This window comes from Streptomyces sp. NRRL F-5126 (assembly GCF_000721265.1).
Taxonomy (GTDB): Bacteria; Actinomycetota; Actinomycetes; order Streptomycetales; family Streptomycetaceae; genus Streptomyces.
The window spans coordinates 99,175-125,599 of the sequence record NZ_JOFZ01000006.1; the positions used below are offsets into that span (position 1 = coordinate 99,175).

Consider the following 26,425-nt stretch of genomic DNA (forward strand, 5'->3'; position numbering starts at 1 on the left):
CTTCAGCAACGGACCCGCTACACGTTGAACCGGAACTCCACCACGTCGCCGTCCTTCATCACGTAGTCCTTGCCCTCCATGCGGGCCTTGCCCGCCGCGCGGGCGTCGGCGACCGAGCCCGTGGCGAGGAGGTCGTCGTACGAGATGACCTCGGCCTTGATGAAGCCCTTCTGGAAGTCCGTGTGAATGACGCCCGCCGCCTCGGGGGCCGTGGCGCCCTGTTTGATCGTCCAGGCGCGGGACTCCTTGGGGCCCGCCGTGAGGTACGTCTGGAGGCCGAGGGTGCGGAAGCCGACGTGGGCCAGGGTGGCGAGGCCCGGCTCCTCCTGGCCGACCGACTGGAGAAGTTCGAGCGCCTCCTCGTCGTCGAGCTCCACGAGCTCCGACTCCAGCTTCGCGTTGAGGAAGATCGCCTCGGCCGGGGCGACCAGTGCGCACTGCTCCGCCTTGAAGGCGTCGTCCGTCAGCTCCTCCTCGTCCACGTTGAAGACGTAGAGGAAGGGCTTCGTCGTCAGCAGGTGCAGGTCGTGCAGGGGCTCCGCGCGCTCCGTGCCCTGGGCGATGCCCGCCGCGAAGAGCGTCTGGCCCGATTCGAGGATGGACTGGGCCTCCTCGACCGCCGCGACCTTCGGCTGGATGTCCTTCTTGATGCGCGACTCCTTCGTCAGGCGCGGCAGGACCTTCTCGATGGTCTGGAGGTCGGCGAGGATCAGCTCGGTGTTGATGGTCTCGATGTCGTCCTTCGGCGAGACCTTGCCGTCCACGTGGACGACGTTCTCGTCCCTGAACGCCCGGATCACCTGGCAGATCGCGTCGGACTCGCGGATGTTCGCCAGGAACTTGTTGCCGAGGCCCTCGCCCTCCGATGCCCCGCGCACGATGCCCGCGATGTCGACGAAGTCGACCGTCGCCGGGACGGTCCGCTGGGAGTCGAACAGTTCGGTGAGCTTCGCGAGGCGCGGGTCCGGCACGCCCACCACGCCCACGTTGGGCTCGATCGTGGCGAACGGGTAGTTGGCCGCCAGCACGTCGTTCTTGGTCAGGGCGTTGAACAGGGTCGACTTACCGACATTCGGCAGACCGACGATTCCGATCGTGAGCGACACGGTGGCGACTTCCGTTGTGGGTGGGGTGGGCTGGGGTACCTGCGGGGTGATGCCGGCTGTCAAGTCTACGGGCGCGCCGGGCCACGACGTCACCGGTCGGTTCCTCGAACGCAGTGCCAAGGTCGTCCAAAGGGCGTGTCCCGTGCCCGGTTCGTCACCCCGCGCCACTTACGTTGGTCCGGTGGAGCAGCACAGGACACGTCGACCCCAGGGCCGCACCCCCGCCTCCCACCTGGCGCGCGGCGGCTACGCGCAGCCGGCCGGCACGTACCGGGCGGCCGTGGCGCCCGGCGCCTCGTCCGCTTCCGGGCGGCGGGTGCCGCCCGTGGTGGCCGCTGTGCGCAGACTCCCGAACCCGCGCCTCACCGGTCTTGGCACCGGGTTGTTCGCCACCGCCGCCATGGTCTTCCTCGGCTTCGTGGACGATCTGATCTTCGGCGACTCCCCCGCCTTCTTCGGCGTGCTGTTCCTGCCCGTCAGCGCGGCGACCGCGCTGTGGGTGCGCGAGGCCGACCTGGTGACGGCGCCCATCGCCGTGCCGATCGCGTTCGCCGCCGGCACCGTGCCGCTGTCCGCCGGCGCCGGCGGCTTCGCGGGCAACGTCATGGGCGTCGTCACAGCCCTCGCCATGCACGCCGGCTGGCTGTACGGCGGCACGCTGATCGCGGGCGTCATCGCCTCCGTGCGGAAGATCCGGCAGATGGGGCGGCGGCAGTCAAGGAAGGCGGCGGCGCGCGCGGCGGAGGCCGCGCGGTCGGACGCGGCCGTGCGCGCCGTCGTGCGCGGGCCGCGCCGCGGCTGAGGGACGAGCCCGCGGGGAGCGAGCGCGTCGGGCGGCGCGGCCTCGGGCGCGGCGGGTGGTCAGTGGCGGGCCGCCGTCATCGCCGCGCCGACGATGCCCGCGTTGTTCTGCAGCTCCGCGGCGACGATCTCCGCCCTGATGCCCTCGATGCGCGGCAGGAACTTGTCCGCCTTGCGGCTCACCCCGCCGCCGATGATGAACAGTTCGGGCGAGAACAGCATCTCCAGGTGGGCCAGGTATTTCTGCACCCTGTTGCGCGCCCAGCGGCTCCAGCTGAGGTCCTCGTCCTCCTTCGCCTTCGCGGACGCACGCTTCTCCGCGTCGTGCCCGCGCAGTTCCAGGTGGCCGAGCTCCGTGTTCGGCACGAGCACGCCGTCGTGGAAGAGCGCGCTGCCGATCCCCGTGCCGAACGTCAGCACCATCACGACGCCCTTGCGGCCGCGGCCGGCGCCGAAGGCCATCTCGGCGACGCCGGCCGCGTCGGCGTCGTTCATGACGACGACCGGCATGGAGAGCCGGTCCCCGACCAGGGCCCCGGCGTCCACATCGACCCACGACTTGTCGACGTTCGCCGCCGTGCGCACCACGGAGCCCGTCACCACGCCGGGGAACGTGATGCCGATCGGGCCCGACCAGTCGAAGTGGCGCACCACCTCGACGACGCCTTCGAGGACGCCCTCGGGCGTCGCCGGGTGCGGGGTGAGTACTTTGTGCCGTGCCTGCGCCAGGTCGCCGGCCGCCAGGTCGACGGGCGCGCCCTTGATGCCAGAGCCGCCGATGTCCACTCCGAAGACATTCATGGGCTTACGTTAAGGCCAGGCGTCCGGCGGCGGGTGGCGGGTGGCGGGTGCCTTCAGGACGTGCCGAGCTCCGCGCGCAGGTCCCTGCGCAGCTCCTTGGGCAGCGAGAACGTGATCGACTCCTCGGCGGCCTTGACGATCTCCACATCCTCGAAGCCGTGGTGCGTGAGCCACTCGAGGACGCCCTCGACCAGCACGTCGGGCACGGAGGCCCCGGAGGTGAGGCCGACCGTGGTGACGCCGTCGAGCCACGCCTCGTCGATCTCCTCGGCGCTGTCGACCAGGTGCGCGTCGCGCGCGCCCGCACCCAGGGCGACCTCGACGAGGCGGACCGAGTTGGACGAGTTCTTCGAGCCGACGACGATCACCAGGTCGGCCGCCGAGCCCATCTGCTTCACGGCGATCTGGCGGTTCTGCGTGGCGTAGCAGATGTCGTCGCTGGGCGGCGAGACCAGCTGCGGGAACTTCTCCTTCAGCCGGTCGACAGTTTCCATCGTCTCGTCCACGGACAGCGTCGTCTGGGAGAGCCAGACGACCTTGGACTCGTCGCGCACCTCGACGTCGGGCACGTCGGCCGGGCCGTCCACGATCGTGATGTGCTCGGGGGCCTCGCCGGACGTGCCGACGACCTCCTCGTGGCCCTCGTGGCCGATCAGGAGGATGTCGAAGTCCTCCTTCGCGTACCGCACGGCCTCGCGGTGCACCTTGGTGACGAGGGGGCAGGTGGCGTCGATCGTGGCGAGGTTGCGCGCGGCGGCCTCCTCGTGCACGACAGGGGCGACGCCGTGCGCGGAGAACATGACGATCGAGCCCTCGGGGACCTCGGCCGTCTCCTCGACGAAGATGGCGCCCTTCTTCTCGAGCGTTTTCACCACGTACTTGTTGTGGACGATCTCGTGCCTGACGTAGACCGGGGCGCCGTACTGCTCCAGAGCCTTCTCCACGGCGATCACGGCGCGGTCCACACCCGCGCAGTAGCCACGCGGCGAGGCGAGCAGGACGCGCTTTCCGGCGGCGGACGACGACGCGGATGACGCGGCTGACGGGTCGGGCGTTGCAGTCATGCGGACCATCGTACGGGTGGTGTCCGGCCGCGCGGGATCACCCTCAGGGGGCTGTGGACAACTTCGGCGGCGGTGTCGTAGGCGGCCGATACGCTCGGTGGTATGGCTCTGACAACGTCACCTCAGGCCCCGCTCCCCGTCGGCGAGGTGTCGCGGCTGATCGGCGGCTGGATCGACCGGCTCGGCGCGGTGTGGGTGGAGGGTCAGATCACGCAGCTCTCCCGCCGTCCCGGCGCCGGCGTGGTCTTCCTGACGCTGCGCGATCCCTCGTACGACATCTCGGTCGGGGTGACGTGCTACCGCCAGGTCTTCGACGCGATCGCGGACGTCGTGTCGGAGGGCGCGCGCGTGGTGGTGCACGCGAAGCCGGAGTGGTATGCGCCGCGCGGCCAGCTGTCGCTGCGGGCCGTGGAGATAAGGCCGGTCGGGATGGGCGAGCTGCTCGTGCGGCTCGAACAGCTCAAGAAGTCGCTGGCCGCCGAGGGGCTCTTCGCGCAGGACAGGAAGCGGCCGCTGCCGTTCCTGCCGCAGCTGGTCGGCCTGGTCTGCGGGCGTGCGTCGGCGGCGGAGCGCGATGTCCTGGAGAACGCGCGCCGCCGGTGGCCCGCGGTCCGCTTCGAGGTGCGCAATACGGCCGTGCAGGGCGTCAACGCGGTCGCGCAGGTGGTGCAGGCGGTGAAGGAGCTGGACGCGGCCGAGGCGGTCGACGTGATCGTGGTGGCGCGCGGCGGCGGCAGCGTGGAGGATCTGCTGCCGTTCTCGGACGAGCAGCTGGTGCGGGCGGTGGCCGCGTGCCGCACGCCGGTGGTGTCGGCGATCGGCCACGAGCCGGACTCGCCGCTGCTCGACCTGGTCGCCGACGTGCGGGCGTCGACGCCCACGGACGCGGCGAAGCGTGTCGTGCCGGACGTCGGCGAGGAGCTGGAGCGGGTGGACGGCCTGCGGGACCGCGCGCTGCGCACGGTGCGGGCGCTGCTGGAACGGGAGGAGCGCGGCCTCGCGCACGCGCTGGCGCGGCCGGTGATGGAGCGGCCGCAGCGGATGGTCGAGGAGCGCGAGGCCGAGGTGACGGCCCTCGCGGACCGCGGCCGCCGCGTGCTGCGCCACCTGCTCGACCGGGCCGACTCGGAGCTGTCGCACACCCTGGCGCGCGTGGTGGCGCTGTCCCCGGCGGCGACGCTGGAGCGCGGGTACGCGGTGCTGCAGCGCGAGGACGGCACGGTGGTCCGCTCGCCCGGCCAGGTCACGCAGGGCGACGCACTGCGCGCGCGGGTCGCGGAGGGCGAGTTCCCCGTCCGCGCGGACTGACGCACGGGCCGCCGGAAGCGGCATCATCGCCGCCGAGTGGCGCCCGCGGCCCGGCCGCGGCGGGGAGTGGTCAGGACCGGCGGCCCCGGTGGACCACCGACGGCCGCGTGACGGTTGGCGCGTGGCGACCCGCGCGTGACAGCCCCGTCAGCGCACCCGCGGGGGTGCGGGCCGGGCGGATCAGGGCTTCGTGCTCTCTGCCGGGGCAGCCCGCCAGAGGTGGCCCGGAAGCGCCTGCGGGTCCCCGGCGGCACGCTCTTCGAAGGGCAACGGACCCCATCGGTCAGGCCGGTCACGGCCGCCGTGCGGCCCCCGTGCGCGGAATGCGATGGCTCGGATGGACGACTCGGACCGTCCAGTGCCCTGCGGACGGTGGGGCCGGAAGCGGCCCGGCGCGGCCAAGGCCGTCGGGACGGCCCTGCACGGGTGTCGACCGTGTTCGGGGCGACGCGGCGGCGCCGCGTGTCAGTCCTCCGCGGGCTCCTCCGTCGCCAGGGATGCGTTCAGGCGCTCCCTCGCGCCGTCCAGCCAGTGGCGGCAGACCTTTGCCAGCTCCTCGCCGCGCTCCCAGAGCGCCAGCGACGCCTCCAGGCTCGTGCCGCCCGCTTCGAGGCGGCGCACGACCTCGATCAGCTCGTCGCGCGCCTGCTCGTAGCCGAGCGCGCTCGTCGGCTCCGGCTCGGCGCCCGTATCCGTCTTGGCCATGGATCCCACCTTAGAGGCGGGCACCGACAGCCGGGCTCCGCGACGGCGGAAGCCCCGTTCAGCTCTTCGTCTGCTCGAAGTGCAGCGCCGCCGCCATCTTCGCCAGGTCCGCGTACGGCGCCGTGCCCGTCACGACCGTGGTGGCCTTGCCCGTCCTGCGGACCAGGGCGTCGTAGTGGCCGCCCTTCCAGCGCTGCCACTCCTCGCCGCCGACCCGCTGCGTCCTGCCGGTGTTCGTGGCGTTCTGGCTCACGCTCGTCACGTACCCCTTGGCGGGCGCCGTCGACTGCTCGATGGCCACGTACTGGCCCTGGGGGTCGAGGAAGCCGATGTGCCAGGCGGCGCCCTTGTCCTGCTGGTACGTGACCGACGTCGGCTTCCACGCCTTCGGCAGGCCCACGGGCGCGGCGACGGGGTAGGGCGCGGCGCGGCGGGCCGTGATCAGTTCGACGCGGTAGTCGACGCGCTTGACGGGCGTCGCCTTGTCGTTGTGCGGGATGAAGAGGTACATCACCGCGGCGGCCGCGCCGATGACCAGCAGGGAGAGGATCAGGCCCGAGATCGACCTGTTGCCTCGGCGCGGTTTCGCGCTCGCGGCGCCCGCGCCGCGAGCGCCCGCGCCGCCCGCGCCCGCGCCGCCCGCGCCCGCGCCGCCCGCGCCTGCGCCGCCCGCGGTCCCGGCGCTGCCGCCATCGCCACTGGCTCCGCCTTCGGCGGCGCCGCTCCTCGCGTCGGCCACGTCGCCGTCGCCGTCGTCGACGGGGCGGTCGGCCACGGACGCGGTCCGCTGCCCCGGGGTGGGTGCCTCGGTGGGCCGCCCCTGGGCAGCCCGCTCCTGGCCCGCGTGCTCCCCCTCGGTCCGCTCCGCCGCCTTCGGCTGCCGCGCCGTCGTGCCCTGCTGCTCTTCGCCTGCCACGTCCCATATGGTCGCACCTCGACCGCGCGCTCATCCGTGGGGCCCACTGCTCAATCTGGCGACTTCCCGATAGAGTCGGATCATCCGCTCTCCCTACCGGGGAGCGGGCAGGGCCGTCACCCCGACTCACCGACCGGCACCGCAGTGCCGACAGAGCACTGCCGAGCAGCAGAAAGGTGCGCGCACCGATGACCGATCATCACCTGCCGCCGCCGCTGGAGGTGGCGCCCGAGGCGCCCGACCGCAACCTGGCCCTGGAACTCGTCCGCGTCACGGAGGCCGCCGCGATGGCCGCCGGGCGGTGGGTGGGCCGCGGCGACAAGAACGGCGCGGACGGCGCCGCCGTCAACGCGATGCGCACCCTCGTGTCCACCGTTTCGATGAACGGCGTCGTCGTGATCGGTGAGGGCGAGAAGGACGAGGCGCCCATGCTGTTCAACGGCGAGCACATCGGCGACGGCAGCGGGCCCGAGGTCGACATCGCCGTGGACCCGATCGACGGAACGACCCTCAACGCCAAGGGCATGCCCAACGCGATCGCCGTACTGGCGGCGGCCGACCGGGGCACGATGTTCGACCCGTCGGCCGTCTTCTACATGGACAAGCTGGTGACGGGCCCCGAGGCCGCCGACTTCGTCGACATCAACGCGCCCGTCGCCGTCAACATCCGCCGCGTGGCGAAGGCCAAGCGCTCCTCGCCCGAGGACGTGACCGTCGTCGTGCTCGACCGGCCGCGCCACGACGGCATCGTCAAGGAGATCAGGGAAGCGGGCGCCCGCATCAAGTTCATCTCCGACGGCGACGTGGCCGGCGCGATCATGGCCGTGCGGGACGGCACCGGCGTCGACCTGCTCATGGGCATCGGCGGCACGCCCGAGGGCATCATCACCGCCTGCGCGATGAAGTGCCTCGGCGGCGTCATCCAGGGCAAGTTGTGGCCGAAGGACGACGCGGAGCGGCAGCGGGCCATCGACGCGGGCCACGACCTCGACCGCGTCCTGACCACGGACGACCTCGTGAGCGGCGAGAACGTGTTCTTCGTCGCGACGGGCATCACGGACGGCGAACTGCTGCGCGGCGTGCGCTACCGCTCGGAGACGGCAACGACGCAGTCGCTGGTCATGCGGTCGAAGTCCGGCACGATCCGGCAGATCGACTCCACCCACCGGCTGTCGAAGCTGCGCGCGTACAGCGCCATCGACTTCGACCGGGCCAAGTAGCCGAACGGCCACGCAGCCACCGCGGAAACACGCGTGAGGTGCCCCCGTTGTGCGGCGGGGGCACCTCACGTACCCGCGAAGGGCGGCCGGCTCAACCGGCCGCGGCTATGCGCCCCGACGTCGACGCGGCCGCCCGCAGCTCCGTGTCCCTGCGCCTGCGGCGCGCGAGCACGACACGGCGCTCGGCGGCCGTGAGGCCGCCCCAGACGCCGTACGGCTCGGGCTGGACCAGCGCATGCTCCCTGCAGTCGACCATGACGGGGCACCGGGCGCAGACGCGCTTCGCCGCGTCCTCGCGCGAGAGCCTCGCGGCGGTCGGCTCCTTGGAGGGGGCGAAGAAGAGTCCGGCCTCGTCCCGGCGGCACACGGCCTCCGAGTGCCACGGCCCTGCCTGATCCTCCCGCGTGGGGTTGTGCTGGGACAAAGCGGCGGCGACCTGCAGTGGCTTCTGCGGCAGATGCAGCACGGTCTACTCCTGACGACGGCTTCGCGAGCGAGAGACGATGCTGGGGTCCCTACCCGCTGTACGCGTGCCTAAGCACTGCGTGGCGCACGGTTCCGGCGCCCGGAACGCAGTACGAAATACCGGACGTGGAACCCGATTCGGCCGAAGTACGGGCAAAGGAAAACGCCCGGACCGGAAAGGCCCGGGCGTGCGGACTCCGGCAATTGCGACCGGCGATTGCGAGACCCGGAAAACGCCGCGCACGCGGCGCGGGCGCGGCGTCAGCGCTCCAGATGCTTGCGCAGGCGGTCGTGGAGGTCGGCGATCAGCTTGCCCCTCTTGGGCTTCGCCTCCACGTTCCCGAAAACCGACAGTCCGTTGACGACGACCACCGGCGCGTCCGGGTCGGCCGCTTCGAGCGTCTTCACCTCGAAATTGCCGAAAACACCCGTGCCGTTGCCGCGCAGCGAGATGTTCTCCGGCACGCGCACCTCGACATTGCCGAAAATGGAGGTCGCGTTGATGACCGTGCGCCGCTGCCCGAACAGCGCCTCGGTGAGGTCGATCTCGACATTGCCGAACAGCGTGAACGCGTTCGTCCGGGGGCCGATGCGCCAGCGGCCCTTGCGCGTCGTCGAACTGAACACGGCGACGAGGTTCTCCGCCGGCGCCGCGTCCTCGGGGCCGTATCCGTATCCCTCGCCCCCGGGAGCGGGCGCGGGACGGGGCGCACCGCCGGCCGCGGGCAGGTCGCGCACGAGGGGCTCGAGCTCGCCGACGGTCTTCGCGCGGTAGGCCGCGTCGACGCGCTCGCCGTGCTCCTCCGCGTCGAGGCGCCCCTCGGCCAGGGCTTCCTTGAGGATGTCGGCGATCCTGTCGCGGTCGGCGTCGGAGGCCCGGATGCCCGCGGGCTCCGTCGGCGCCACGGGCTTCTGGGGGTGCTTTTCGAGGTCCACGGAGCCAGACTAGCGAAACGCGATAGATCGCGACTAGGGGCTATCGCGTTCCGGCGTGCCGTGGCACGGACGAGCGCGTACCGCGCGAGATGAGCGACACCTCACACAAGCGCTGTCACAGGCTCGTCCTACGCTGGGAGGGCTGCCAGGACGCTGCCGATGACGAGGGCAGCCGCCGGCCCGTCGAGTGAGGAATGGCTCCAACATGCCTGAGTTCGCGTACTCCGATCTGCTGCCCACGGGCGAGGACACCACGCCGTACCGGCTGGTGACCGCCGAGGGCGTCTCCACCTTCGAGGCCGACGGACGTACGTTCCTCAAGGTCGAGCCGGAGGCGCTGCGCGCGCTCGCGGCCGAGGCCATGCACGACATCTCGCACTACCTGCGCCCCACGCACCTCGCTCAGCTGCGCCGGATCGTGGATGATCCCGAGGCGTCGTCCAACGACAAGTTCGTCGCACTCGACCTCCTGAAGAACGCGAACATCGCGGCGGCGGGCGTGCTGCCGATGTGCCAGGACACCGGCACGGCCATCGTGATGGGCAAGCGCGGCCAGAACGTGCTCACGCGCGGCGGTGACGAGGAGTCCCTTTCCCGCGGCATCTTCGACGCCTACACGAAGCTCAACCTGCGCTATTCGCAGATGGCTCCGCTCACCATGTGGGAGGAGAAGAACACCGGGTCGAACCTGCCGGCGCAGATCGAGCTGTACGCGACGGACGGCGGCGCGTACAAGTTCCTGTTCATGGCGAAGGGCGGCGGCAGCGCCAACAAGTCGTTCCTCTTCCAGGAGACGAAGGCGATCCTCAACGAGGCGGCCATGATGCGTTTCCTGGAGGAGAAGATCCGCTCCCTCGGCACGGCCGCCTGCCCGCCGTACCACCTGGCGATCGTCGTGGGCGGCACGTCGGCGGAGTTCGCGCTGAAGACCGCCAAGTACGCATCGGCGCACTACCTGGACGAGCTGCCGGCGGAGGGTTCGCCGGTGGGGCACGGCTTCCGGGACAAGGAGCTGGAGCAGCGCGTCTTCGAGCTGACGCAGAAGATCGGCATCGGCGCGCAGTTCGGCGGCAAGTACTTCTGCCACGACGTGCGCGTCGTGCGGCTGCCGCGCCACGGCGCGTCGCTGCCGGTGGCGATCGCCGTGTCGTGCTCCGCCGACCGCCAGGCGCTCGCGAAGATCACGGCCGAGGGCGTCTTCCTCGAGCAGCTGGAGACGGACCCCGCGCGGTTCCTGCCGGAGACCACGGACGAGCACCTGTCGGACGAGGGCGTCGTCAGGGTCGACCTGAACCGGCCGATGGACGACATCCTCGCCGAGCTGACCAAGTACCCGGTCAAGACGCGCCTGTCGCTGACGGGCCCGCTCGTCGTGGCGCGCGACATCGCGCACGCCAAGATCAAGGAGCGCCTTGACGCGGGCGAGGAGATGCCGCAGTACCTCAAGGACCACCCGGTCTACTACGCGGGCCCGGCGAAGACACCGACCGGGTACGCGTCCGGCTCCTTCGGCCCGACGACGGCCGGGCGCATGGACAGCTACGTCGAGCAGTTCCAGGCGGCGGGCGGCTCCAGGGTGATGCTGGCCAAGGGGAACAGGTCGAAGCAGGTGACGGACGCGTGCGGTGCGCACGGCGGCTTCTACCTGGGCTCGATCGGCGGCCCCGCGGCCCGGCTCGCGCAGGACTGCATCAAGAAGGTCGAGGTCGTCGAGTACGAGGAGCTCGGCATGGAGGCGGTCTGGAGGATCGAGGTGGAGGACTTCCCGGCGTTCATCGTCGTCGACGACAAGGGCAACGATTTCTTCACGGAGCCGGCACCCGCGCCGACGTTCACGTCGATCCCGGTCCGCGGCCCGGGCCTGGCCTGACCGCATCCGGGGGCCGCGCCGAGCGGTCCCCGGGCCCGGGCGCCGGGCGTGGCCCGGATGTGAGACGCGTCGCGCGGGGAACACGTATGGGCGGGGCGGCGCTGACGTGGTGCAGGAGGTACGACGAGAGATGACGAGCGACCCGGCGAACGGCACGGCAAGCGGCACGGCGAGCGGCGAGGAGAGCGGCAGGGCGAGCACCGCGGGCGATCATCCGGACGGCTCGGCGGCGCTCGGCTCCGCGCCCGCCTACCGGACCGAACACGACTCCATGGGCGAGGTGCGGGTCCCCGCGCGCGCCAAGTGGCGGGCCCAGACGCAGCGCGCCGTGGAGAACTTCCCCGTCTCGGGGCAGCGCATCGAGCGCGCCCACATCCAGGCGCTGGCCCGCATCAAGGCCGCGGCCGCGAAGGTGAACGCCGAGCTCGGGGTCGTCGACGCGGACATCGCGCGAGCGATCGAGTCCGCCGCCGAGGAGGTCGCCGACGGGCAGTGGGACGACCACTTCCCGATCGACGTCTTCCAGACGGGGTCGGGCACCTCGTCGAACATGAACGCCAACGAGGTGATCGCGACGCTCGCCGGCGAGCGCCTCGGCCGCCCCGTCCACCCCAACGACCACGTCAACGCGAGCCAGAGCTCCAACGACGTCTTCCCGTCGTCCCTGCACGTGGCCGCCGCCGCGGCCGTCACGCGCGACCTCGTGCCGGCCCTCGACCACCTGGCCGCCTCGCTGGAGCGCAAGAGCGCCGAGTTCGCCGGCGTCGTGAAGGCGGGCCGCACGCACCTGATGGACGCGACGCCCGTCACCCTCGGCCAGGAGTTCGGCGGGTACGCGGCCCAGGTGCGCTACGCGGTCGAGCGGCTCGACGCCTCGCTGCCGCGCCTGGCGGAGCTGCCGCTCGGCGGCACGGCGGTCGGCACGGGGATCAACACGCCGCCCGGGTTCGCGGCCGCGGTCATCGCCGAGGTCGCGCGCGTCACGGGGCTGCCGCTGACCGAGGCGCGCGACCACTTCGAGGCGCAGGGAGCGCGCGACGGCCTGGTGGAGACGTCCGGGCAGCTGCGGACGCTCGCCGTGTCTCTCACGAAGATCGCCAACGACCTGCGCTGGATGGCATCGGGGCCGCGCACGGGCCTAGCCGAGATCCGGCTGCCCGACCTGCAGCCGGGCTCGTCGATCATGCCGGGCAAGGTCAACCCGGTGATCCCGGAGGCCGTCCTTCAGGTGGCGGCGCAGGTCATCGGCAACGACGCGACGGTCGCCACGGCCGGCGCCGCGGGCAATTTCGAGCTGAACGTGATGCTGCCGGTCATCGCGAAGAACCTGCTGGAGTCGGTGCGGCTGCTGGCCAACGTCGTGCGCCTGCTCGCCGACCGCACGATCGACGGCATCGAGGCCGACGAGGAGCGGGCGCGCGCCTACGCCGAGTCGTCGGCGTCCGTCGTCACGCCGCTGAACAAGTACATCGGCTACGAGGAGGCGGCGAAGGTCGCCAAGAAGTCGCTGGCCGAGGAGAAGACGATCCGGGAGGTCGTACTGGAGTCCGGATACGTCGAACGCGGCGAGGTGACCGTCGAACAGCTCGACGAGGCGCTCGACGTGCTGCGCATGACGCACCCGTAGGATCTGCGCATGACGGACACCAGAGCGAGCGAAGGGCAGTACTGGGCTCCCGGCACGCAGATCCTGTGGCGCTACCGGGAGAACGCGGGCGAGAGCATCCACATCTGCCGCCCCGTGACCGTGGCGCGCGACGACGCCGACGTCCTCGCGCTCTGGCTCTCCCCCGGCACCCCGTGCGTGCGTCCCGTCCTGCTCAACGGCCGGCTGCCGTACGAGGAGCCGCTCGCCAGCCGCTACACGGCGCCGCGCACCGTCAAGCGCGTCCCCTGGTCGGGCAACGGCATCCTGTCGCTGATGCGGCCGGGAGAGCCGTGGTCGGTGTGGCTGTGGTGGGCCGACGGCTGGCGCTTCAAGAGCTGGTACGTCAATCTGGAGAGCCCTTACTCCCGCGGGCCGGGCACCGTCGACTCGGAGGACCACTTCCTCGACATCGACGTCTTCCCCGACCGCACCTGGCGGTGGCGGGACGAGGACGAGTTCGCGCAGGCACGGCAGGACAGACTGATGGATGCGGACCAGGCAGGGACGGTCGAGGAGGCCGGGCGCAAAGCCCTTGCCTCGATCGCCGCGTGGGCGTCGCCGTTCTCGGACGGGTGGGAGGACTGGCGGCCCGATCCGGCCTGGCCCGTGCCCGAACTCCCCGGCGACTGGGACCGGATCGCGTCGGCTCCGCCCGTGCCGTCGGCGTGAGACCCTTGGTGGAGTCACAGGGTCGAAACGTAGGATCGCCGTCCCGACCACGGGGCCCCAAGAGGCGCTCCTCGCGCGCGACCTGATCGCAAGTCATACGCAGCGGACGTGAGAAAGCCGAGTACCACGACGAGGGGGAGGCGGACCATGCGGACCAGCGACCGGCCGCTCCCTGCCGGAGCGGGTGCCCATGAGGCACCGGCCCCGCACCATCGGCATCGGCCCGGACGGACGGAATTCCACGCGTGACGGAGCATCCCACTTCCAAGGAAGGCCGGCAGCCCCTGGCCGCCAGGGCCCAGGAGCGCGCCAGGCCGCGCCTGGACGGGCCGGGCGAGGCCGGCCAGGCGCCGATCGCGGCGCCGCCGCGCCCCGGGCTCGACCCGGGGGTCGGGGCCAGGCGCGAGGGCGACATGCTCCGTTTCGTGGGCGCTGCGACGCGGCGCATCGCGCGCGGCATGGATCTCGACGAGATCGTGCTCGGCCTGTGCCGGGCGACGGTGCCCACGTTCTCCGACGCGATACTCGTCTACCTGCGCGACCCGCTGCCCGTCGGTGACGAGCGGCCGGTGTCGCCGTTCGTGCTGCGGCTGCGCCGCACGGACCGGCTGCGCCTGTCGGGCGAGGACGTCGAGACGCTGAACGGCATCCCGCCGCAGCTCTCCGATCTCGCCGAGCTGTCCGGCGTGCCGTCCACGAGCTCGCTGCTGCTCGACCCCGGCAGCGACGTGCTGCCCGCGGCGGAGCTGTGCGAGGTCAGGATGGGCGGCTCGCTCGGCGAGGTGCTGCGCGGCGTGCGTCCGCTGTTCGGCGACGCGCCCACGGCGCGTGAGGCGCTGCCCGAGCTGCTCGGCGAGAACCGGCTGCTGCCGTCCGGGCACCGGGTGATCCTCGCGCCGCTGCGCGGCAGGCGGCGCGTGATCGGCGCGGCGGTGTTCCTGCGCAGGCCGGAACGTGCGGTGTTCGAGCCGAACGACCTGCTGGTGGCGGGACAGCTCGCCACGCACACGGCGCTCGGCATCGACAAGGCGATGCTGTACGGCCGCGAGGCGTACATCGCCGACGAGTTGCAGCGCACGATGCTGCCGGAGAACCTGCCGCAGCCCACGGGCGTGCGGCTGGCCTCGCGCTACCTGCCCGCGGCGGAGACCGCGCGGGTCGGCGGCGACTGGTACGACGCGATCCCGCTGCCCGGCAGCCGGGTCGCGCTCGTCGTGGGCGACGTGATGGGCCACTCGATGACGTCGGCCGCGGTCATGGGCCAGTTCCGCACGACTGCGCAGACGCTCGCCGGGCTCGACCTGCCGCCCCAGGAGGTCCTGCACCACCTGGACGAGCAGGCGCAGCGGCTCGGCACGGACCGCATGGCGACCTGCATGTACGTGGTCTACGACCCGGTGGCGCACCGGATCACGATCGCCAACGCGGGCCACCCGCCGCCGATACTGCTGCACATGGGCGGGCACGCGGAGGTGCTGAAGGTACCGCCGGGCGCGCCGATCGGCGTCGGCGGGGTCGACTTCGAGGCGGTCGAGCTGGACGCGCCCTCGGGGGCGACGCTGCTGCTGTACACGGACGGCCTCGTCGAGTCCCGGCTGCGTGACGTGTGGACGGGCATCGAGCAGCTGCGCGAGCGTCTGGAGGCGACGTCGCGGCTTACGGGCCCCGACCACGCGCCGCCGCTCGAAGCGCTCTGCGACGACGTGCTCGACGTGCTGGGCCCGGGCGACAGGGACGACGACATCGCGCTGCTCGCCGCCCGCTTCGACGGGATCGCGCCGAGCGACGTCGCGTACTGGTTCCTTGAGCCTGAGCACGCGGCGCCCGGCCGGGCACGCCGGCTGGCCCGCAAGGCGCTGTCACGCTGGGGCCTCGACGACCTGAGCGACTCGGTGGAGCTGCTGATCAGCGAGGTCGTGACGAACGCCGTGCGGTACGCGGAGCGGCCCGTGACGCTGCGGCTGCTGCGCACGGACGTGCTGCGGTGCGAGGTCGGCGACGACTCGCCGCAGCTGCCGAGGCAGCGGCGCGCCCGCGACACGGACGAGGGCGGCCGCGGGCTCTTCCTCGTCAACCGGCTGGCACGGCGGTGGGGTGCGACGCGCCTGTCCACGGGCAAGGTCGTCTGGTTCGAGATCCCGACGGGGAGCTGACGGGGCCCGCGTCCCGGAACTGAGGAGGGCCCCGGCCCGGCGCGTGTACTCGCGCCGGGCCGGGGCCCTCGTGCGTGGGTCCTGCGCCCCCGCCCGCCCGGCCGCTATCCGCCGCCGAGCAGGCCTCCGCCGCCGTTGCCGTTCCCGTTGCCGTTCCCGTTACCGCCGTTGCCGCTGCCCGGCGGTGTGTAGGGCGGCGAGGTCGACGACGTCGGCGAGGACGGTGAGCCGCCAGGCGGTTCCGCCGTGTCCGACGGGTTGCCGCCGTCGGTCGCCGAGGCCGGGGGCGACGCCGGCGCGCTGGAGGTGGGCGGCGCGGGCGGGCTCGCGGAGTGGGTCGGCGACTGCGTCTCGCTCGGCGAGTTGCTGGGCGAGACGGTGTTCGACGGCGAATTGCTCGGCTGAACGCCGGCGCCCTGGTCGGTCTCGAGGTCGAACTTGCCGGCCTTGCCCTTCGCCGTCTCGGCCTTGGACACGTAGGCGTTCCAGATCTGGGCCGGGTAGCCGCCACCGTTGACACGGCCGCCCTGCGCGGTCAGCCCGCCGGTGCCGGTCAGCGGCACGTGGCCGTACTGGGGGTACTTCTTCCCCTCGACCGTCTCTGCCTTGGCCGCCTCGCCGAACAGGCCGACGGAGGTCACCAGGTTGGGCGTGAAGCCGCTGAACCAGGCCGACACGTCGTTCTCCGACGTACCGGTCTTGCCCGCGACCTGGTAGTTGTCGTTGCGCACCATCGTGGCGGTACCGCTCTTGACCACACCGGTCAGCACGGAGGTGACGGCGTCGGCGGTCGAGCGCTTCAGCACCTGGTCGCCGATCGGGTCGGGCAGCGAGACCTTCTCCCCGCCGTGCTCGGCGGACTTGAGGATCGCCGGCGTGACCAGCTTGCCGTGGTTGTCGAACGTCGCGTACACGCCGGCCATCTGGAGCGGGCTCGCGCCCATGGTGCCGAGTGTCTGCGACGGGTACGGCTTCTGGTTCTTCATGTTCATGCCCAGCGTGCTGCCCATCTTGAGCACGTCGGGCATGCCCACGTCGACGCCCATCTGGGCGAAGACCGAGTTGACCGAGTCGTCCATGGCCTTCTGGACGGTGATCTTCCCGTAGTTGACGTGGTCCTCGTTCGTCGGCGCGAAGGCGATGCTGCTGCCCACGACGGGCCGTCCGCTGGTCCCGTCGTACATGGTGTTCGCGTTGATCGGCTTGCCGTCCTGCGTCTGCGAGCCGTTCTTGAGGGCGGTGGCGAGGATGACCGGCTTGAACGTCGAACCGGGCTGGAAGTCCTGGCGCGTGGCGTTGCTCGTCGCGTGCTTCAGGTAGTCCTGGCCGCCGTACATGGCGACGATCTTGCCCGTCTTCGGGTCGACCGAGACGGCGCCGGCCTGCGCGTCGGCGTCACGCGGGCGCTTCTTCTTGTCGAACTTGGAGGTCAGCTGGCTCTTGACCGCGGCCTCCAGCTTCTTCTCCTTGCCACGGTCGATGTTGAGCGTGATCGTCCAGCCGCCGGCCGCGACGCGCGCCTGCGCGTCGGCCGGTGACGCGCCCTGGTCCTCCAGGTGGCTCTCCAGCTCCTTGTTCGCCGCGTCGACGAGGTAACCGGTCTGCCCCGCCTCGCCCTTCGGCGGCTTGGGCTTCTGCGGCACGGGGAACTTCATGGACGCGCGGTCCTGGGCGGACAGCCAGTGCATGGAGACCATGTTGGTCAGCACCTTGTTCCAGCGCGCCGTGACCAGCTTCTTGCCCGTGGGGCTCGCGACAGCCCAGTCGTACTGGCTCGGGGCCTGCAGCAGCGCGGCCAGGTAGGCGCCCTGGTTGACGGTGAGCTGCGAGGCGTCGACGCCGTAGTAGGCCTGCGCGGCGGCCTGGATGCCGTACGCGTTGCGGCCGTAGTAGCTGGTGTTGATGTATCCGGCGAGGATGTCGTTCTTCGACTCCTTGCGGTCCACCTTGAGCGAGATCACCAGTTCCTTGAGCTTGCGGGAAACCGTCTGGTCCTGGCTCAGGTAGTAGTTCTTCACATACTGCTGGGTGATGGTCGAACCACCCTGCTTGCCCTTGCCGGTGACCGTGTTGAACAGGGCGCGCGCGGTGCCTTTGAAGTCGACGCCGGAGTCCTGGTAGAAGGTCTTGTTCTCCAGCGCGACGAATGTGTGCTGGACGCCCTTGGGCACCTGGTCGATGCCGACGATCTCGCGGTTGACCTCGCCGGTCCTGGCGAGGACCTTGCCGTCGCCGTACTTGTAGACGTTGCTCTGCTGCTTCGCCGCGGCGTTGGCCGCGGGGACCTGGACCATGTTGTAGATGACGATGAAGCCGCCGATCGCCACCACGATCAGGCCGAGCAGCGTGCCGACGACCTTCTTCCAGGTGAAGAGTCTGCGTATGAAGCTCTTCTTCTGCGCCTGGCTGCCCCGGCGGCGGCTGCCGTGGCCCTGCTGGCGGTGACCGGCCCGGCGCGTCGCCTGCTGGCGCGCGCGTCGTTCTTCAGCTCGGCCCATCGATGTGTCGCTCCGCTCTCAGGTCTCGGTACCGGTCACCCGTGTCGAGGCCCCCGTCGCCGTCGCCGGAATCGGCTGTGAACAAACTGCAAATCAGCTCAGAAAGCTAACACCGTGTCCTGTGGCGAACGTGGGCAGGTCCGACTTCGCGGGCGTGAGAAGAACCACCCGCTTCACATGGAACCGACTCCCGAGAGACCAGAAGGGTTGCCGAGCGGTGTAATCTGATATCACAATGCTAGACAATCGATAGAGGCTCGCAGGAGACGGACGGGGATACGGACATGGCTTCCACCAGCGACTTTCCACAGAAGGACGGCACGCACGAGGGCGGCGCGCCCGACGTGCCGAAGATGCCGCGAACCGGCGTGCAGGAGTTCACGGCCCGCAGCATCCACGGCGGGCTCGCGCTGCTGCTCGGGCTGCTCGGCCTCTGCGCCGGCGTCGCGCTGCTGGCCGTGGCGGCGGCCGCGCACGACTCCACGACCAAGGCCGCGCTGATCCCGTGCGGGATCGTGCTCATCATCGCCGCGATCGTGGCGATGCGCGGGCTGAACATGGTGGCGCCCGGCGAGGCACGGGTGGTGCAGCTGTTCGGCCGCTACCGCGGCACGATCCGCACGGACGGGCTGCGCTGGGTCAACCCGTTCACGACGCGGCGCCGCATCTCCACGCGTGTGCGCAACCACGAGACGCCGGTGCTGAAGGTCAACGACGCGTACGGCAACCCGATCGAGCTCGCGGCGGTCGTGGTCTGGAAGGTCCGCGACACCGCGCAGGCGACGTTCGAGGTCGACGACTTCCTGGAGTTCGTCGGCACGCAGACGGAGGCCGCGCTGCGGCACATCGCCATCGAGTACCCGTACGACGCGCACGACGAGGGCGGGCTCTCGCTGCGCGGCAACGCGGAGGAGATCACGGAGAAGCTCGCCGTGGAGCTGTCGGTGCGGGTGGAGGCGGCGGGCGTGCAGATCATCGAGTCGCGCTTCACGCACCTCGCGTACGCCCCGGAGATCGCCTCCGCGATGCTCCAGCGCCAGCAGGCCGGCGCGGTGGTCGCGGCGCGGCGGCAGATCGTGGACGGCGCGGTCGGGATGGTCGAGGCCGCGCTGAAGCGGCTGCGGCAGGAGGACATCGTCGTGCTCGACGAGGAGCGGCAGGCGGCGATGGTGTCGAACCTGCTGGTGGTGCTGTGCGGGGACCGGGCGGCGCAGCCGATCGTCAACACCGGCACGCTGTACCAGTGACGGACGCGGCAGGTGATCGCGAGCGGGACCGCGGGGGCGGGGGCGCCGGCGGGGGCGCGAGCCGCAAGCAGGTGCTGCTGCGTCTCGACCCCGCCGTGTACGAGGCACTGGCCCGCTGGGCCTCGGACGAGCTGCGCAGCGCGAACGCGCAGATCGAGTTCGTCCTGCGCCGCGCGCTGTCCGAGGCGGGCCGCCTGCCGGGCGGCGCGGGCCCCATCCCCCGCAGGGGGCGCCCACCGCGGCGGGACGGCCCGGAGCCCTGAGGAGTCGCTCCGCGCCGCCGCGCGCGGCCTCCCGGCGCCACGGCCCTGAACAACGGGCCCCTGGCCCCCAGCGCGGGCCGCGGGGCGGCGGACACCCGAGGCCGAGCGTGCGCCCGCGGCGGCCGGCCATGGGCGCCGCGTCCTCCGCGTCACGGCGGAACGCCGACGCCCGGGGCCGGCGGCCCCGTGCGCGCCGCGCACGGTCCGGGCCGTCCCGGCCGAGGCGCCCGCCCGGCGGGAGCACCGAGCAGCCCGGCGCACACGGCTGCGGGGCGGGCGCAGCGCACGCGCCTCGGGCACCGGGGCCAGTGCCGCGCGGCGCGGACCGCGCCTCCGACCACCCCCGGCTCGCCGGACACAGAGCACGCCAGGCGGCGGTCCGCCGAACCCCGGCGGCACCCCCGGCCGGGTCGCACGGCGGAAACGGAGCACGCGCCTCGGAAGACGACCGCCCCGGTGCCGCAGGTGCGGACCGTGCCCCCTGCCCGCCTCCCCTACGCGGTCCGCGCGGCGACAGCGGTTCGTCGCGGCGCGGACCGCGAACACTGGCCGCCGCCCGGCCGTTCCGGCGCCGCATGCGCACTGCGGGCCTGGCAGGCTGCCGCCCGCCGGGCGCCGGGGGCGCCGCGGCCCGGCCGGGCTCCACGCGCGGGGCCGAACAGGCTATACACCGCGTGTATAGTCGTCGGCATGTCCATCGGTCACACCCTCCTCGGTCTCCTGGAGACCGGCCCGCGCCACGGCTACGACCTCAAGCGCGCCTTCGACGACCGGTTCGGTCACGACCGGCCGCTGCACTACGGGCAGGTCTACTCGACCATGTCCAGGCTGCTGAAGAACGGGCTCGTCGAGGTCGACAGCGTCGAGTCGGGCGACGGGCCCGAGCGCAAGCGGTACGCCGTCACGGACGCCGGGGTGACCGATGTGCGCGCGTGGCTGGAGAAGCCGGAGAAGCCGGAGCCTTACCTCCAGTCGACCCTGTACACCAAGGTCGTCATCGCGCTGCTGACCGGCCGCGACGCCGCCGTGCTGCTCGACACCCAGCGCGCCGAGCACCTGCGCTGGATGCGCGACCTCACGGAGCGCAAGCGCCGGGGCGACCTCGCGGACCAGCTCATCTGCGACCACGCGCTGTTCCACCTGGACGCCGACGTCCGCTGGCTCGAACTGACCGCGGCCCGGCTCGGCCGGCTCGCCGAGGAGGTGAGGAAGTGACCCGCGACGAACCGCTGCTGAGCGCCGTCGGCCTGCACAAGGCCTATGGCCCGACCGCGGCACTCAGCGGCGCGGACTTCTCGATCCGCCCCGGCGAGATCGTCGCCGTCATGGGGCCTTCCGGATCCGGCAAGTCCACGCTCCTGCACTGCCTCGCCGGCATCGTCGTGCCGGACTCCGGCTCCATCACCTACCGGGGCACGGAGCTGACCGGCCTGCCCGACGCGCGCCGCAGCGAACTGCGCCGCACCGACTTCGGGTTCGTGTTCCAGTTCGGCCAGCTCGTGCCCGAGCTGACGTGCCTGGAGAACGTGGCGCTGCCGCTGCGCCTCGGCGGCGCACGCCGCAAGGAGGCCGAGGCGGCCGCGCGCGAGTGGCTGGAGCGCCTTGAGGTCACCGGCGTCGCCCGCAAGCGGCCCGGCGAGATCTCCGGCGGCCAGGGCCAGCGCGTCGCGGTGGCGCGCTCCCTCGTCACGTCGCCGCGCGTCGTCTTCGCGGACGAGCCGACCGGCGCCCTGGACTCGCTCAACGGAGAGCGTGTGATGGAACTGCTCACGGACGCGGCCCGGTACACGGACGCCGCGGTCGTCCTCGTCACCCACGAGACGCGCGTCGCCGCCTACTCCGACCGCGAGGTCGTCGTGCGGGACGGCGCGGCGCGCGACATGGCGACGATCCGGTGAGAGCGCTGCACGACCTCGCGCTCGGCATGCGGTTCGCGGTGTCCGGGGGCCGCGAGGGGTGGATTCGCGCGGGTCTCACCGCGCTCGGCGTGGGCCTCGGGGTGGCGCTGCTGCTGGCCGCCTCGTCCGTGCCGTCCATCATCGACGGCCGCACGGCCCGCACCGAGGCGCGGGGCATCGCCGCGACGCACTCCGGGAAGGTGCCGCGCTCGGACACGTCGTTCCTGTACATCGACGCGAGCACGGAGTTCCACGGGCGCCCCGTCACCGGCAGGCTGCTGCGCGCGGACGGCGCGCACGCCACCCCGCCGCCCGGGGTGGCCGCGCTCCCGCGCCCCGGCGACATGGTGGTCTCCCCGGCGCTGCGCGAGCTGATGGACTCTCCGGGCGGCACGCTGCTGCGGCAGCGCCTGCCGTTCCACGACGCCGGCACCGTGGCGGGCGCCGGGCTGCTCGACCCGGACGAACTGGTCTACTACGCCGGCGACTCGGAGCTTTCCACCCACCGGGGCGCGCACCGTGCGAGCGCGTACGGGAGCGACGACGCCCCCGACCCGCTCGACCCGATGCTCATCGCCGTCATCGCGCTGATCTGCGTGGTGCTGCTGGTGCCGGTGATCGTCTTCATCGCGACGGCCGTGCGGTTCGGCGGCGAGCGCAGGGACCGCAGGCTCGCCGCGCTGCGGCTCGTCGGCGCCGACGCGCGCGCCACCCGCCGGATGGCGGCGGGCGAGGCGCTGTTCGGCGCGGGCGCGGGCCTTGCCGCCGGCGGCGTGATCTTCGCGGCGGTGCGGCACTTCGCGGGATCCATCCGGCTGTGGGGCATGTCGGCGTTCCCCGTGGACGTGACGCCCGTCCCGCTGCTCGCGGTGCTGGTCGTGGCCGCCGTCCTGGCCACCTCGGTGGGCGCGGCGCTGTTCGCGCTGCGCTCCGTGTCGATCGAGCCGCTGGGTGTCGTGCGGGAGGCGGAGCTGCGGCCGCGGCGCCTGTGGTGGCGGCTGGCGGTTCCCGCGGCGGGTATCGCGACGCTGGTCCTCACGCACCGGTTCGCGGGCAGGAACGCGGCGCTGCACACCGTGCCGATCGTCGTGGGCGCGGCGCTGACGCTGATCGGCCTTGTCGGCCTGCTGCCGTGGCTGGTGGAGAAGGCCGTGGCGCGGCTGCGCGGCGGCCCCGTGCCGTGGCAACTGGCGACCCGGCGCCTGCAGTTGAGCGGCGGCTCCGCGTCACGCGCGGTCGGCGGCATCACGGTCGCCGTGGCGGGCGCGATCCTGCTGCAGATGGTGTTCGGCGGGATCCAGGACGACTTCGCGCACCCGGACGACTCGACGGGCGCGGTGCCGACCTCATCGGCGCACGGCCACGGCGCGCCCCGTGAGGCGGACGTGACCGTTCAGGTCAGCGCCGGGGACATGGGCCTCGCCCGCCGCCTCGCGGCGTCCCTCGGCTCCACGCACGGCGTGAGCGGCGTCGCGGCGACGGTCGAGGCGTACGCGACACCGCTCACCCGGGCGAGCACCCGCCGGGGCGAGGCGGGCGGCGCCATTACGACCGTCACGGTCGGGGACTGCGCGAGTCTGCGCGCCTTCGCGCGCATCACGTCCTGCCACGACGGCGACACGTTCGTCTCCCGTACGAGCGCCCCGAGGGCGGTCGACGACCGGCCGGGCGAGATCGTCGCCCTCGACAGCGGCGACGGACCGGGCGCCCGCCCCGACGCCGCGCGGTTCACCGTGCCCTCCTCGGCCCGTACCGTCCGCTCGCTGCCCGGCTGGCAGGGCGAGAGCCACGCGGGCGTGCTCGCGACCCCAGCCGCGCTCGACGCGTCGAGGATCGCCGGCGCCGCCACATGGGCCCGGGTCTGGACGGACGGCGGCCGCTCGCCCGACACGGTGGAGCGCGTGCGGACGGCCGCGGCCCTGGCCGATCCGACGGCCCGCGTCGGCACGTGGGTCAACGAGGCACGCGACAGGCAGTACGCGAGCGTCCAGACGGGCCTCAAGATCGGCGGCACCGCGACGATGGCGCTGATCGCGGCGAGCCTCCTCGTCTCGCAGATCGAGCAGTTGCGTGAGCGCAGGCGGCTGCTGTCGGTGCTGGTCGCGTTCGGCACGCGCCGCTCCACGCTGGCCTGGTCGGTGCTGTGGCAGACCGCGGTGCCCGTGGTGGTCGGCACCCTGCTCGCGGTAGCGGGCGGCGTGGCGCTCGGCAAGGTGACGCTCGACCTGCTGGCCGAACCGGTCGGCGGCTGGTGGGTGTTCTGGCCGTACGCGTCGATGGGGGCGGCCGTCGTCCTGCTGGTGACGCTGGCGTGCATGCCGCCGCTGTGGCGCCTGATGCGGCCGGACGGCCTGCACACGGAGTGACGTGCGGGCGCCACGGGCCGCCGGCCGCAGCCGCTACCCGCCCGACTTGACGGTCCTCATCACCTGGCGCAGGTCGTCCGCCATCGCGGGCTCCAGCACGGTGGCGACGACGTGCGCGGACACGTACTGCGGCCGCAGGTCCACGGCGGCGTCCCGGTGTCCGTCGTACGACGAGTAGACGGTCACGGACAGCGTGAACTCGGCCCGCCCGTCGAGGACCCGCAGCGTCGGGGGCAGGTCTCCGACGGTGTCCGTGATCAGGTAGGCGCGCTCGCCGAGCCCGGGCACGCGCAGCGCGTGCAGTTCGGAACCGGGCGACTTCGGCGCGGGCAGGGCGTCGAACTCCGGTGCCGGGTCGGTCTTCCGGTGCAGGACGTAGGTGAGGTCGACGAGCGCGCGTGCGGCGCTGTGCGGGCCCGCGTTGGTGGTCGGGCCGTGGAACGGGCCGTCGCGCGGCGCGGGTCCGAGGTCGGTGCGGCAGGCGGCGCTGTCGACCGCCGCCGTCTCGTCCGAGGTGGCCTCGGGCGTCCCGGTCCTGCCGAGCTCCTTCGACAGCGCGGGCAGCGGGGCGTCCAGGCACAGGTTGCGCTCGGCGCCGTAGCCGCCGAGGTCCGGGCCCGATGCGCGGTACGCGTACAGGCCCGCGCCCCAGAGCACGGACGCGGCGAGCGCGCCCCACACGGCCCACGTGAGGGCCGCACGGCGCGGGACGGGCCCCGGCGCGCCGTCGGCGACGACGACCGGCTCCCGCGCGGGGTCGCCGCCCGGGCCACCGCCGTACAGCCCGCTGCCGCCCGGGCCGTCGCCCGAGCGCTGTCCCGGCAGCGGGGGCGCGGTGCGGCGGCCGGACCGGCCGGCCGCGCCGTCGTAAGGCCCGTCCTCGCCCTCGAGCTCGGGTTCCGAGATCACGCGGAGCCCTCGCCGCCTCCGGGGCCCGGCGGGGTCGCGGGGCCCTCAGGACCCGGCCGGCCCCCACCGGCCGCCGTGGGGGCCGATGTCGGGGCGATACCGGCCGCGGTCGCCCCGTGCGGTGGCGGCGACGCGCGCAGGGCCTGCTCCTGCGCATAGGCGCGCAGGTAGCCGACCACGGTGTTGGTGACGGCGACGAGCGGCACGGCCACCACGGCGCCGCCGATGCCCGCGACGAGGCTGCCCGCCGCGACGGAGAGCACCACGGCGAGCGGGTGGACGCGGACCGCACGCCCCAGGATGAACGGCTGCAGGATGTGGCCCTCGATCTGCTGCACGGCGAGCACCACGAGCAGCACGATCAGCGCGGTGAACACGCCCTGCGTCACGATGGCGACGACGACCGCGAGCGCCCCGGACACGACCGCGCCGACGAGCGGCACGAACGCGCCGAGGAAGATGATCACCGCGAGCGGCACGGCGAGCGGCACGTGCAGGAAGTAGACGCCGAGGCCGATGAAGATCGCGTCGATCATGGCGACGATCACCGTGCCGCGCACGTAGGCGGTCAGCGTGTGCCAGGCGCGCGGGCCGGCGCCCGCGACGCCCTCCCTCGCCTGGTGCGGCACGAGCTTGAGCGCCCACTGCCAGATCCGCGGCCCGTCGTAGAGCAGGAAGATCGTCGAGAAGAAGGCGAGGAAGACGCCGGTCAGGAACTCGACGATGACGGTGACGCCCTGGAGGCCCGCGGACGTGAGCGCGTCGGTGTTGGTGCCGATCGCCTTGGACAGGTTCCCGGCGATGTCGTTGATCTGCTTGTCCGTCACATGGAACGGGCTGTTCAGCAGCCAGTGTTTGAGCTCGTTGACGCCGTCGGTGAGCCGTGCGGAAAGGGTGTCGACGTTCTCCGAGACCTGCCAGACGACGAACCACCCGATCAGCCCGAGCACGACGAAGCCCCCCAGGGTGGCCATCGCCGTGGCGAGCCCGCGGGGCACGCCGTGCCGCTTCAGCCGGGCGACCGTGGGCTGCAGCAGCGCGGAGATCAGCAGCGCCGCGACGAACGCCAGCACGACCAGGCGCACGGCGCTGACGATGCGCATCAGCACCCAGACCGTCGCCGCGAGCACCAGCAGCCGCCATGCCGCCTCGACGGCGACCCTGATGCCCCACGGGATCGCGGCCACCGGATCGGGCTTCGCCGCGACCGAGGGCGCGTAGGTGGGCGGGGGCGGGATCCTGGACGGCTCGGGGGGCGCGACGACGGCCGCGTGGCGCGCGTCGCGCTCCGCCTGGGCCTCGTGGCGCGCCTCGCGCTGCGCCTCCGCCTCGGCTCTGCGCTCGTCCAGACGGCGGCCGAGCCGCGTCAGTTCCGAGCCCATCCTGCCCAGCCACGAGGGCGCTCTCGACATGTTGTTCCTTCTCTCCCCCGGCCGTCTCCCCACCCGCTCCACCGGGGAGCCGCTTCGGACCGACCGTACACGTAACGAAGCCTCCCGCCGAAGGACGGCGGGAGGCTTCGCGGAGTTGAGCGGGGAAACGGTCCGCGTGCGGCGGATCTCCCTGGCTGCTCAGTACTGCT

At 72.6% G+C, this 26,425-nt stretch carries 21 protein-coding genes and 1 pseudogene; 12 read left to right on the forward strand and 10 right to left on the reverse strand.

The annotated features are described in order from the left end of the window. Positions 1–17: 17 nt before the first annotated feature. Positions 18–1,106, reverse strand: coding sequence for a redox-regulated ATPase YchF (ychF, locus tag IH48_RS0113250; protein WP_030903276.1), 1,089 nt, complete (start codon positions 1,104–1,106; stop codon positions 18–20). A 181-nt stretch (positions 1,107–1,287) separates the two neighbouring features. On the opposite strand from ychF, the gene IH48_RS0113255 reads away from it, so the two are divergent. Further along, entirely contained in the window at positions 1,288–1,908 is a 621-nt protein-coding gene (locus IH48_RS0113255; RefSeq protein ID WP_051839715.1) for a DUF6542 domain-containing protein, read from the forward strand. Positions 1,909–1,967: 59 nt separating this feature from the next. Here IH48_RS0113255 and ppgK read toward each other — a convergent pair whose 3' ends face one another. Both ppgK and IH48_RS0113265 read right to left on the reverse strand, forming a co-directional pair. After that, a complete protein-coding gene (gene ppgK, locus IH48_RS0113260; protein WP_030903279.1) occupies positions 1,968–2,708 on the reverse strand; it encodes a polyphosphate--glucose phosphotransferase in 741 nt (246 codons plus the stop codon). Between the two features lie 53 nt (positions 2,709–2,761). Beyond that, positions 2,762–3,772 (reverse strand): 4-hydroxy-3-methylbut-2-enyl diphosphate reductase, encoded by a 1,011-nt coding sequence (locus IH48_RS0113265; protein ID WP_030903281.1) that lies wholly within the window; start codon positions 3,770–3,772, stop codon positions 2,762–2,764. Between the two features lie 102 nt (positions 3,773–3,874). Here IH48_RS0113265 and xseA point away from each other — a divergent pair, with 102 nt between their 5' ends. Beyond that, entirely contained in the window at positions 3,875–5,080 is a 1,206-nt protein-coding gene (gene xseA / locus IH48_RS0113270; protein ID WP_030903282.1) for an exodeoxyribonuclease VII large subunit, read from the forward strand. A gap of 465 nt (positions 5,081–5,545) precedes the next feature. Here the strand turns inward: xseA and IH48_RS0113275 are convergent, their stop codons facing one another. Together IH48_RS0113275 and IH48_RS37630 are read right to left on the reverse strand one after the other, a co-directional pair. After that, on the reverse strand, positions 5,546–5,785 hold the full coding sequence (locus IH48_RS0113275; protein ID WP_030903283.1) for an exodeoxyribonuclease VII small subunit: 240 nt from the start codon (positions 5,783–5,785) through the stop codon (positions 5,546–5,548). A gap of 58 nt (positions 5,786–5,843) precedes the next feature. Then, positions 5,844–6,362 (reverse strand): annotated as a pseudogene (locus IH48_RS37630) (DUF4245 domain-containing protein); the annotation flags it as partial. A gap of 527 nt (positions 6,363–6,889) precedes the next feature. Between IH48_RS37630 and glpX the strand changes: the two are divergent. Continuing rightward, positions 6,890–7,921, forward strand: a complete 1,032-nt coding sequence (glpX, locus tag IH48_RS0113290) for a class II fructose-bisphosphatase (protein WP_030903284.1) — start codon at positions 6,890–6,892, stop codon at positions 7,919–7,921. A gap of 91 nt (positions 7,922–8,012) precedes the next feature. On the opposite strand, the gene IH48_RS0113295 is transcribed toward glpX, so the two are convergent. Both IH48_RS0113295 and IH48_RS0113300 read right to left on the reverse strand, forming a co-directional pair. Beyond that, the gene (locus IH48_RS0113295; protein ID WP_030903285.1) at positions 8,013–8,387 is read right to left on the reverse strand and encodes a WhiB family transcriptional regulator; all 375 of its coding nucleotides are present in this window, start codon (positions 8,385–8,387) and stop codon (positions 8,013–8,015) included. A 260-nt stretch (positions 8,388–8,647) separates the two neighbouring features. Beyond that, positions 8,648–9,322, reverse strand: a complete 675-nt coding sequence (locus tag IH48_RS0113300; protein ID WP_030903287.1) for a DUF1707 SHOCT-like domain-containing protein — start codon at positions 9,320–9,322, stop codon at positions 8,648–8,650. Positions 9,323–9,527: 205 nt separating this feature from the next. Between IH48_RS0113300 and IH48_RS0113305 the strand changes: the two genes are divergently transcribed. The 4 genes from IH48_RS0113305 to IH48_RS0113320 all read left to right on the forward strand — a co-directional run bounded on the left by IH48_RS0113305 (position 9,528) and on the right by IH48_RS0113320 (position 15,662). Further along, complete coding sequence (locus IH48_RS0113305; RefSeq protein ID WP_030903288.1) at positions 9,528–11,192, forward strand: fumarate hydratase; 1,665 nt, start codon at positions 9,528–9,530, stop codon at positions 11,190–11,192. A gap of 271 nt (positions 11,193–11,463) precedes the next feature. Continuing rightward, positions 11,464–12,819, forward strand: coding sequence for a class II fumarate hydratase (locus IH48_RS0113310; RefSeq protein WP_030903289.1), 1,356 nt, complete (start codon positions 11,464–11,466; stop codon positions 12,817–12,819). Positions 12,820–12,828: 9 nt separating this feature from the next. Then, positions 12,829–13,509, forward strand: coding sequence for a DUF402 domain-containing protein (locus IH48_RS0113315; protein WP_030903291.1), 681 nt, complete (start codon positions 12,829–12,831; stop codon positions 13,507–13,509). A gap of 245 nt (positions 13,510–13,754) precedes the next feature. Next, a complete protein-coding gene (locus IH48_RS0113320) occupies positions 13,755–15,662 on the forward strand; it encodes an ATP-binding SpoIIE family protein phosphatase (RefSeq protein ID WP_030903292.1) in 1,908 nt (635 codons plus the stop codon). A gap of 104 nt (positions 15,663–15,766) precedes the next feature. Here the strand turns inward: IH48_RS0113320 and IH48_RS0113325 are convergent, their stop codons facing one another. Next, positions 15,767–18,160, reverse strand: a complete 2,394-nt coding sequence (locus IH48_RS0113325) for a transglycosylase domain-containing protein (RefSeq protein ID WP_030903294.1) — start codon at positions 18,158–18,160, stop codon at positions 15,767–15,769. A gap of 284 nt (positions 18,161–18,444) precedes the next feature. On the opposite strand from IH48_RS0113325, the gene IH48_RS0113330 reads away from it, so the two are divergent. From IH48_RS0113330 to IH48_RS0113350, 5 genes are all read left to right on the forward strand, one after another. Further along, the gene (locus IH48_RS0113330) at positions 18,445–19,407 is read left to right on the forward strand and encodes an SPFH domain-containing protein (RefSeq protein WP_107059295.1); all 963 of its coding nucleotides are present in this window, start codon (positions 18,445–18,447) and stop codon (positions 19,405–19,407) included. Then, entirely contained in the window at positions 19,353–19,670 is a 318-nt protein-coding gene (locus tag IH48_RS0113335; RefSeq protein ID WP_030903297.1) for a hypothetical protein, read from the forward strand. Before IH48_RS0113330 ends, IH48_RS0113335 begins: the two co-directional genes overlap by 55 nt. Before the next feature lie 690 nt (positions 19,671–20,360). Beyond that, positions 20,361–20,885, forward strand: coding sequence for a PadR family transcriptional regulator (locus tag IH48_RS0113340; protein WP_030903298.1), 525 nt, complete (start codon positions 20,361–20,363; stop codon positions 20,883–20,885). Further along, positions 20,882–21,568: an ABC transporter ATP-binding protein gene (locus IH48_RS0113345; protein WP_030903299.1), complete on the forward strand. Its 687-nt coding sequence runs from the start codon at positions 20,882–20,884 to the stop codon at positions 21,566–21,568. The genes IH48_RS0113340 and IH48_RS0113345 overlap by 4 nt, the downstream gene beginning before the upstream one ends. Further along, positions 21,565–23,934 carry an FtsX-like permease family protein gene (locus IH48_RS0113350; RefSeq protein WP_107059296.1) on the forward strand — a complete coding sequence of 790 codons (2,370 nt, stop codon included), beginning with the start codon at positions 21,565–21,567 and terminating at the stop codon, positions 23,932–23,934. Before IH48_RS0113345 ends, IH48_RS0113350 begins: the two co-directional genes overlap by 4 nt. A 33-nt stretch (positions 23,935–23,967) precedes the next feature. On the opposite strand, the gene IH48_RS33255 is transcribed toward IH48_RS0113350, so the two are convergent. Both IH48_RS33255 and IH48_RS0113360 read right to left on the reverse strand, forming a co-directional pair. Next, the gene (locus tag IH48_RS33255; RefSeq protein WP_051839719.1) at positions 23,968–24,843 is read right to left on the reverse strand and encodes a hypothetical protein; all 876 of its coding nucleotides are present in this window, start codon (positions 24,841–24,843) and stop codon (positions 23,968–23,970) included. Then, on the reverse strand, positions 24,840–26,255 hold the full coding sequence (locus IH48_RS0113360; RefSeq protein ID WP_051839720.1) for an AI-2E family transporter: 1,416 nt from the start codon (positions 26,253–26,255) through the stop codon (positions 24,840–24,842). Before IH48_RS0113360 ends, IH48_RS33255 begins: the two co-directional genes overlap by 4 nt. Positions 26,256–26,425 lie beyond the last annotated feature (170 nt).

Bases quoted from the DNA above. Each gene is read 5' to 3' on its own strand.
- ppgK (WP_030903279.1), bottom strand. From the start codon at position 2,708: ATGAATGTCTTCGGAGTGGACATCGGCGGCTCTGGCATCAAGGGCGCG.
- IH48_RS0113265 (WP_030903281.1), bottom strand. From the start codon at position 3,772: ATGACTGCAACGCCCGACCCGTCAGCCGCGTCATCCGCGTCGTCGTCC.
- xseA (WP_030903282.1), top strand. From the start codon at position 3,875: ATGGCTCTGACAACGTCACCTCAGGCCCCGCTCCCCGTCGGCGAGGTG.
- IH48_RS0113275 (WP_030903283.1), bottom strand. From the start codon at position 5,785: ATGGCCAAGACGGATACGGGCGCCGAGCCGGAGCCGACGAGCGCGCTC.
- glpX (WP_030903284.1), top strand. From the start codon at position 6,890: ATGACCGATCATCACCTGCCGCCGCCGCTGGAGGTGGCGCCCGAGGCG.
- IH48_RS0113305 (WP_030903288.1), top strand. From the start codon at position 9,528: ATGCCTGAGTTCGCGTACTCCGATCTGCTGCCCACGGGCGAGGACACC.
- IH48_RS0113310 (WP_030903289.1), top strand. From the start codon at position 11,464: ATGGGCGAGGTGCGGGTCCCCGCGCGCGCCAAGTGGCGGGCCCAGACG.
- IH48_RS0113315 (WP_030903291.1), top strand. From the start codon at position 12,829: ATGACGGACACCAGAGCGAGCGAAGGGCAGTACTGGGCTCCCGGCACG.
- IH48_RS0113325 (WP_030903294.1), bottom strand. From the start codon at position 18,160: ATGGGCCGAGCTGAAGAACGACGCGCGCGCCAGCAGGCGACGCGCCGG.
- IH48_RS0113330 (WP_107059295.1), top strand. From the start codon at position 18,445: ATGGCTTCCACCAGCGACTTTCCACAGAAGGACGGCACGCACGAGGGC.
- IH48_RS0113340 (WP_030903298.1), top strand. From the start codon at position 20,361: ATGTCCATCGGTCACACCCTCCTCGGTCTCCTGGAGACCGGCCCGCGC.
- IH48_RS0113360 (WP_051839720.1), bottom strand. From the start codon at position 26,255: ATGTCGAGAGCGCCCTCGTGGCTGGGCAGGATGGGCTCGGAACTGACG.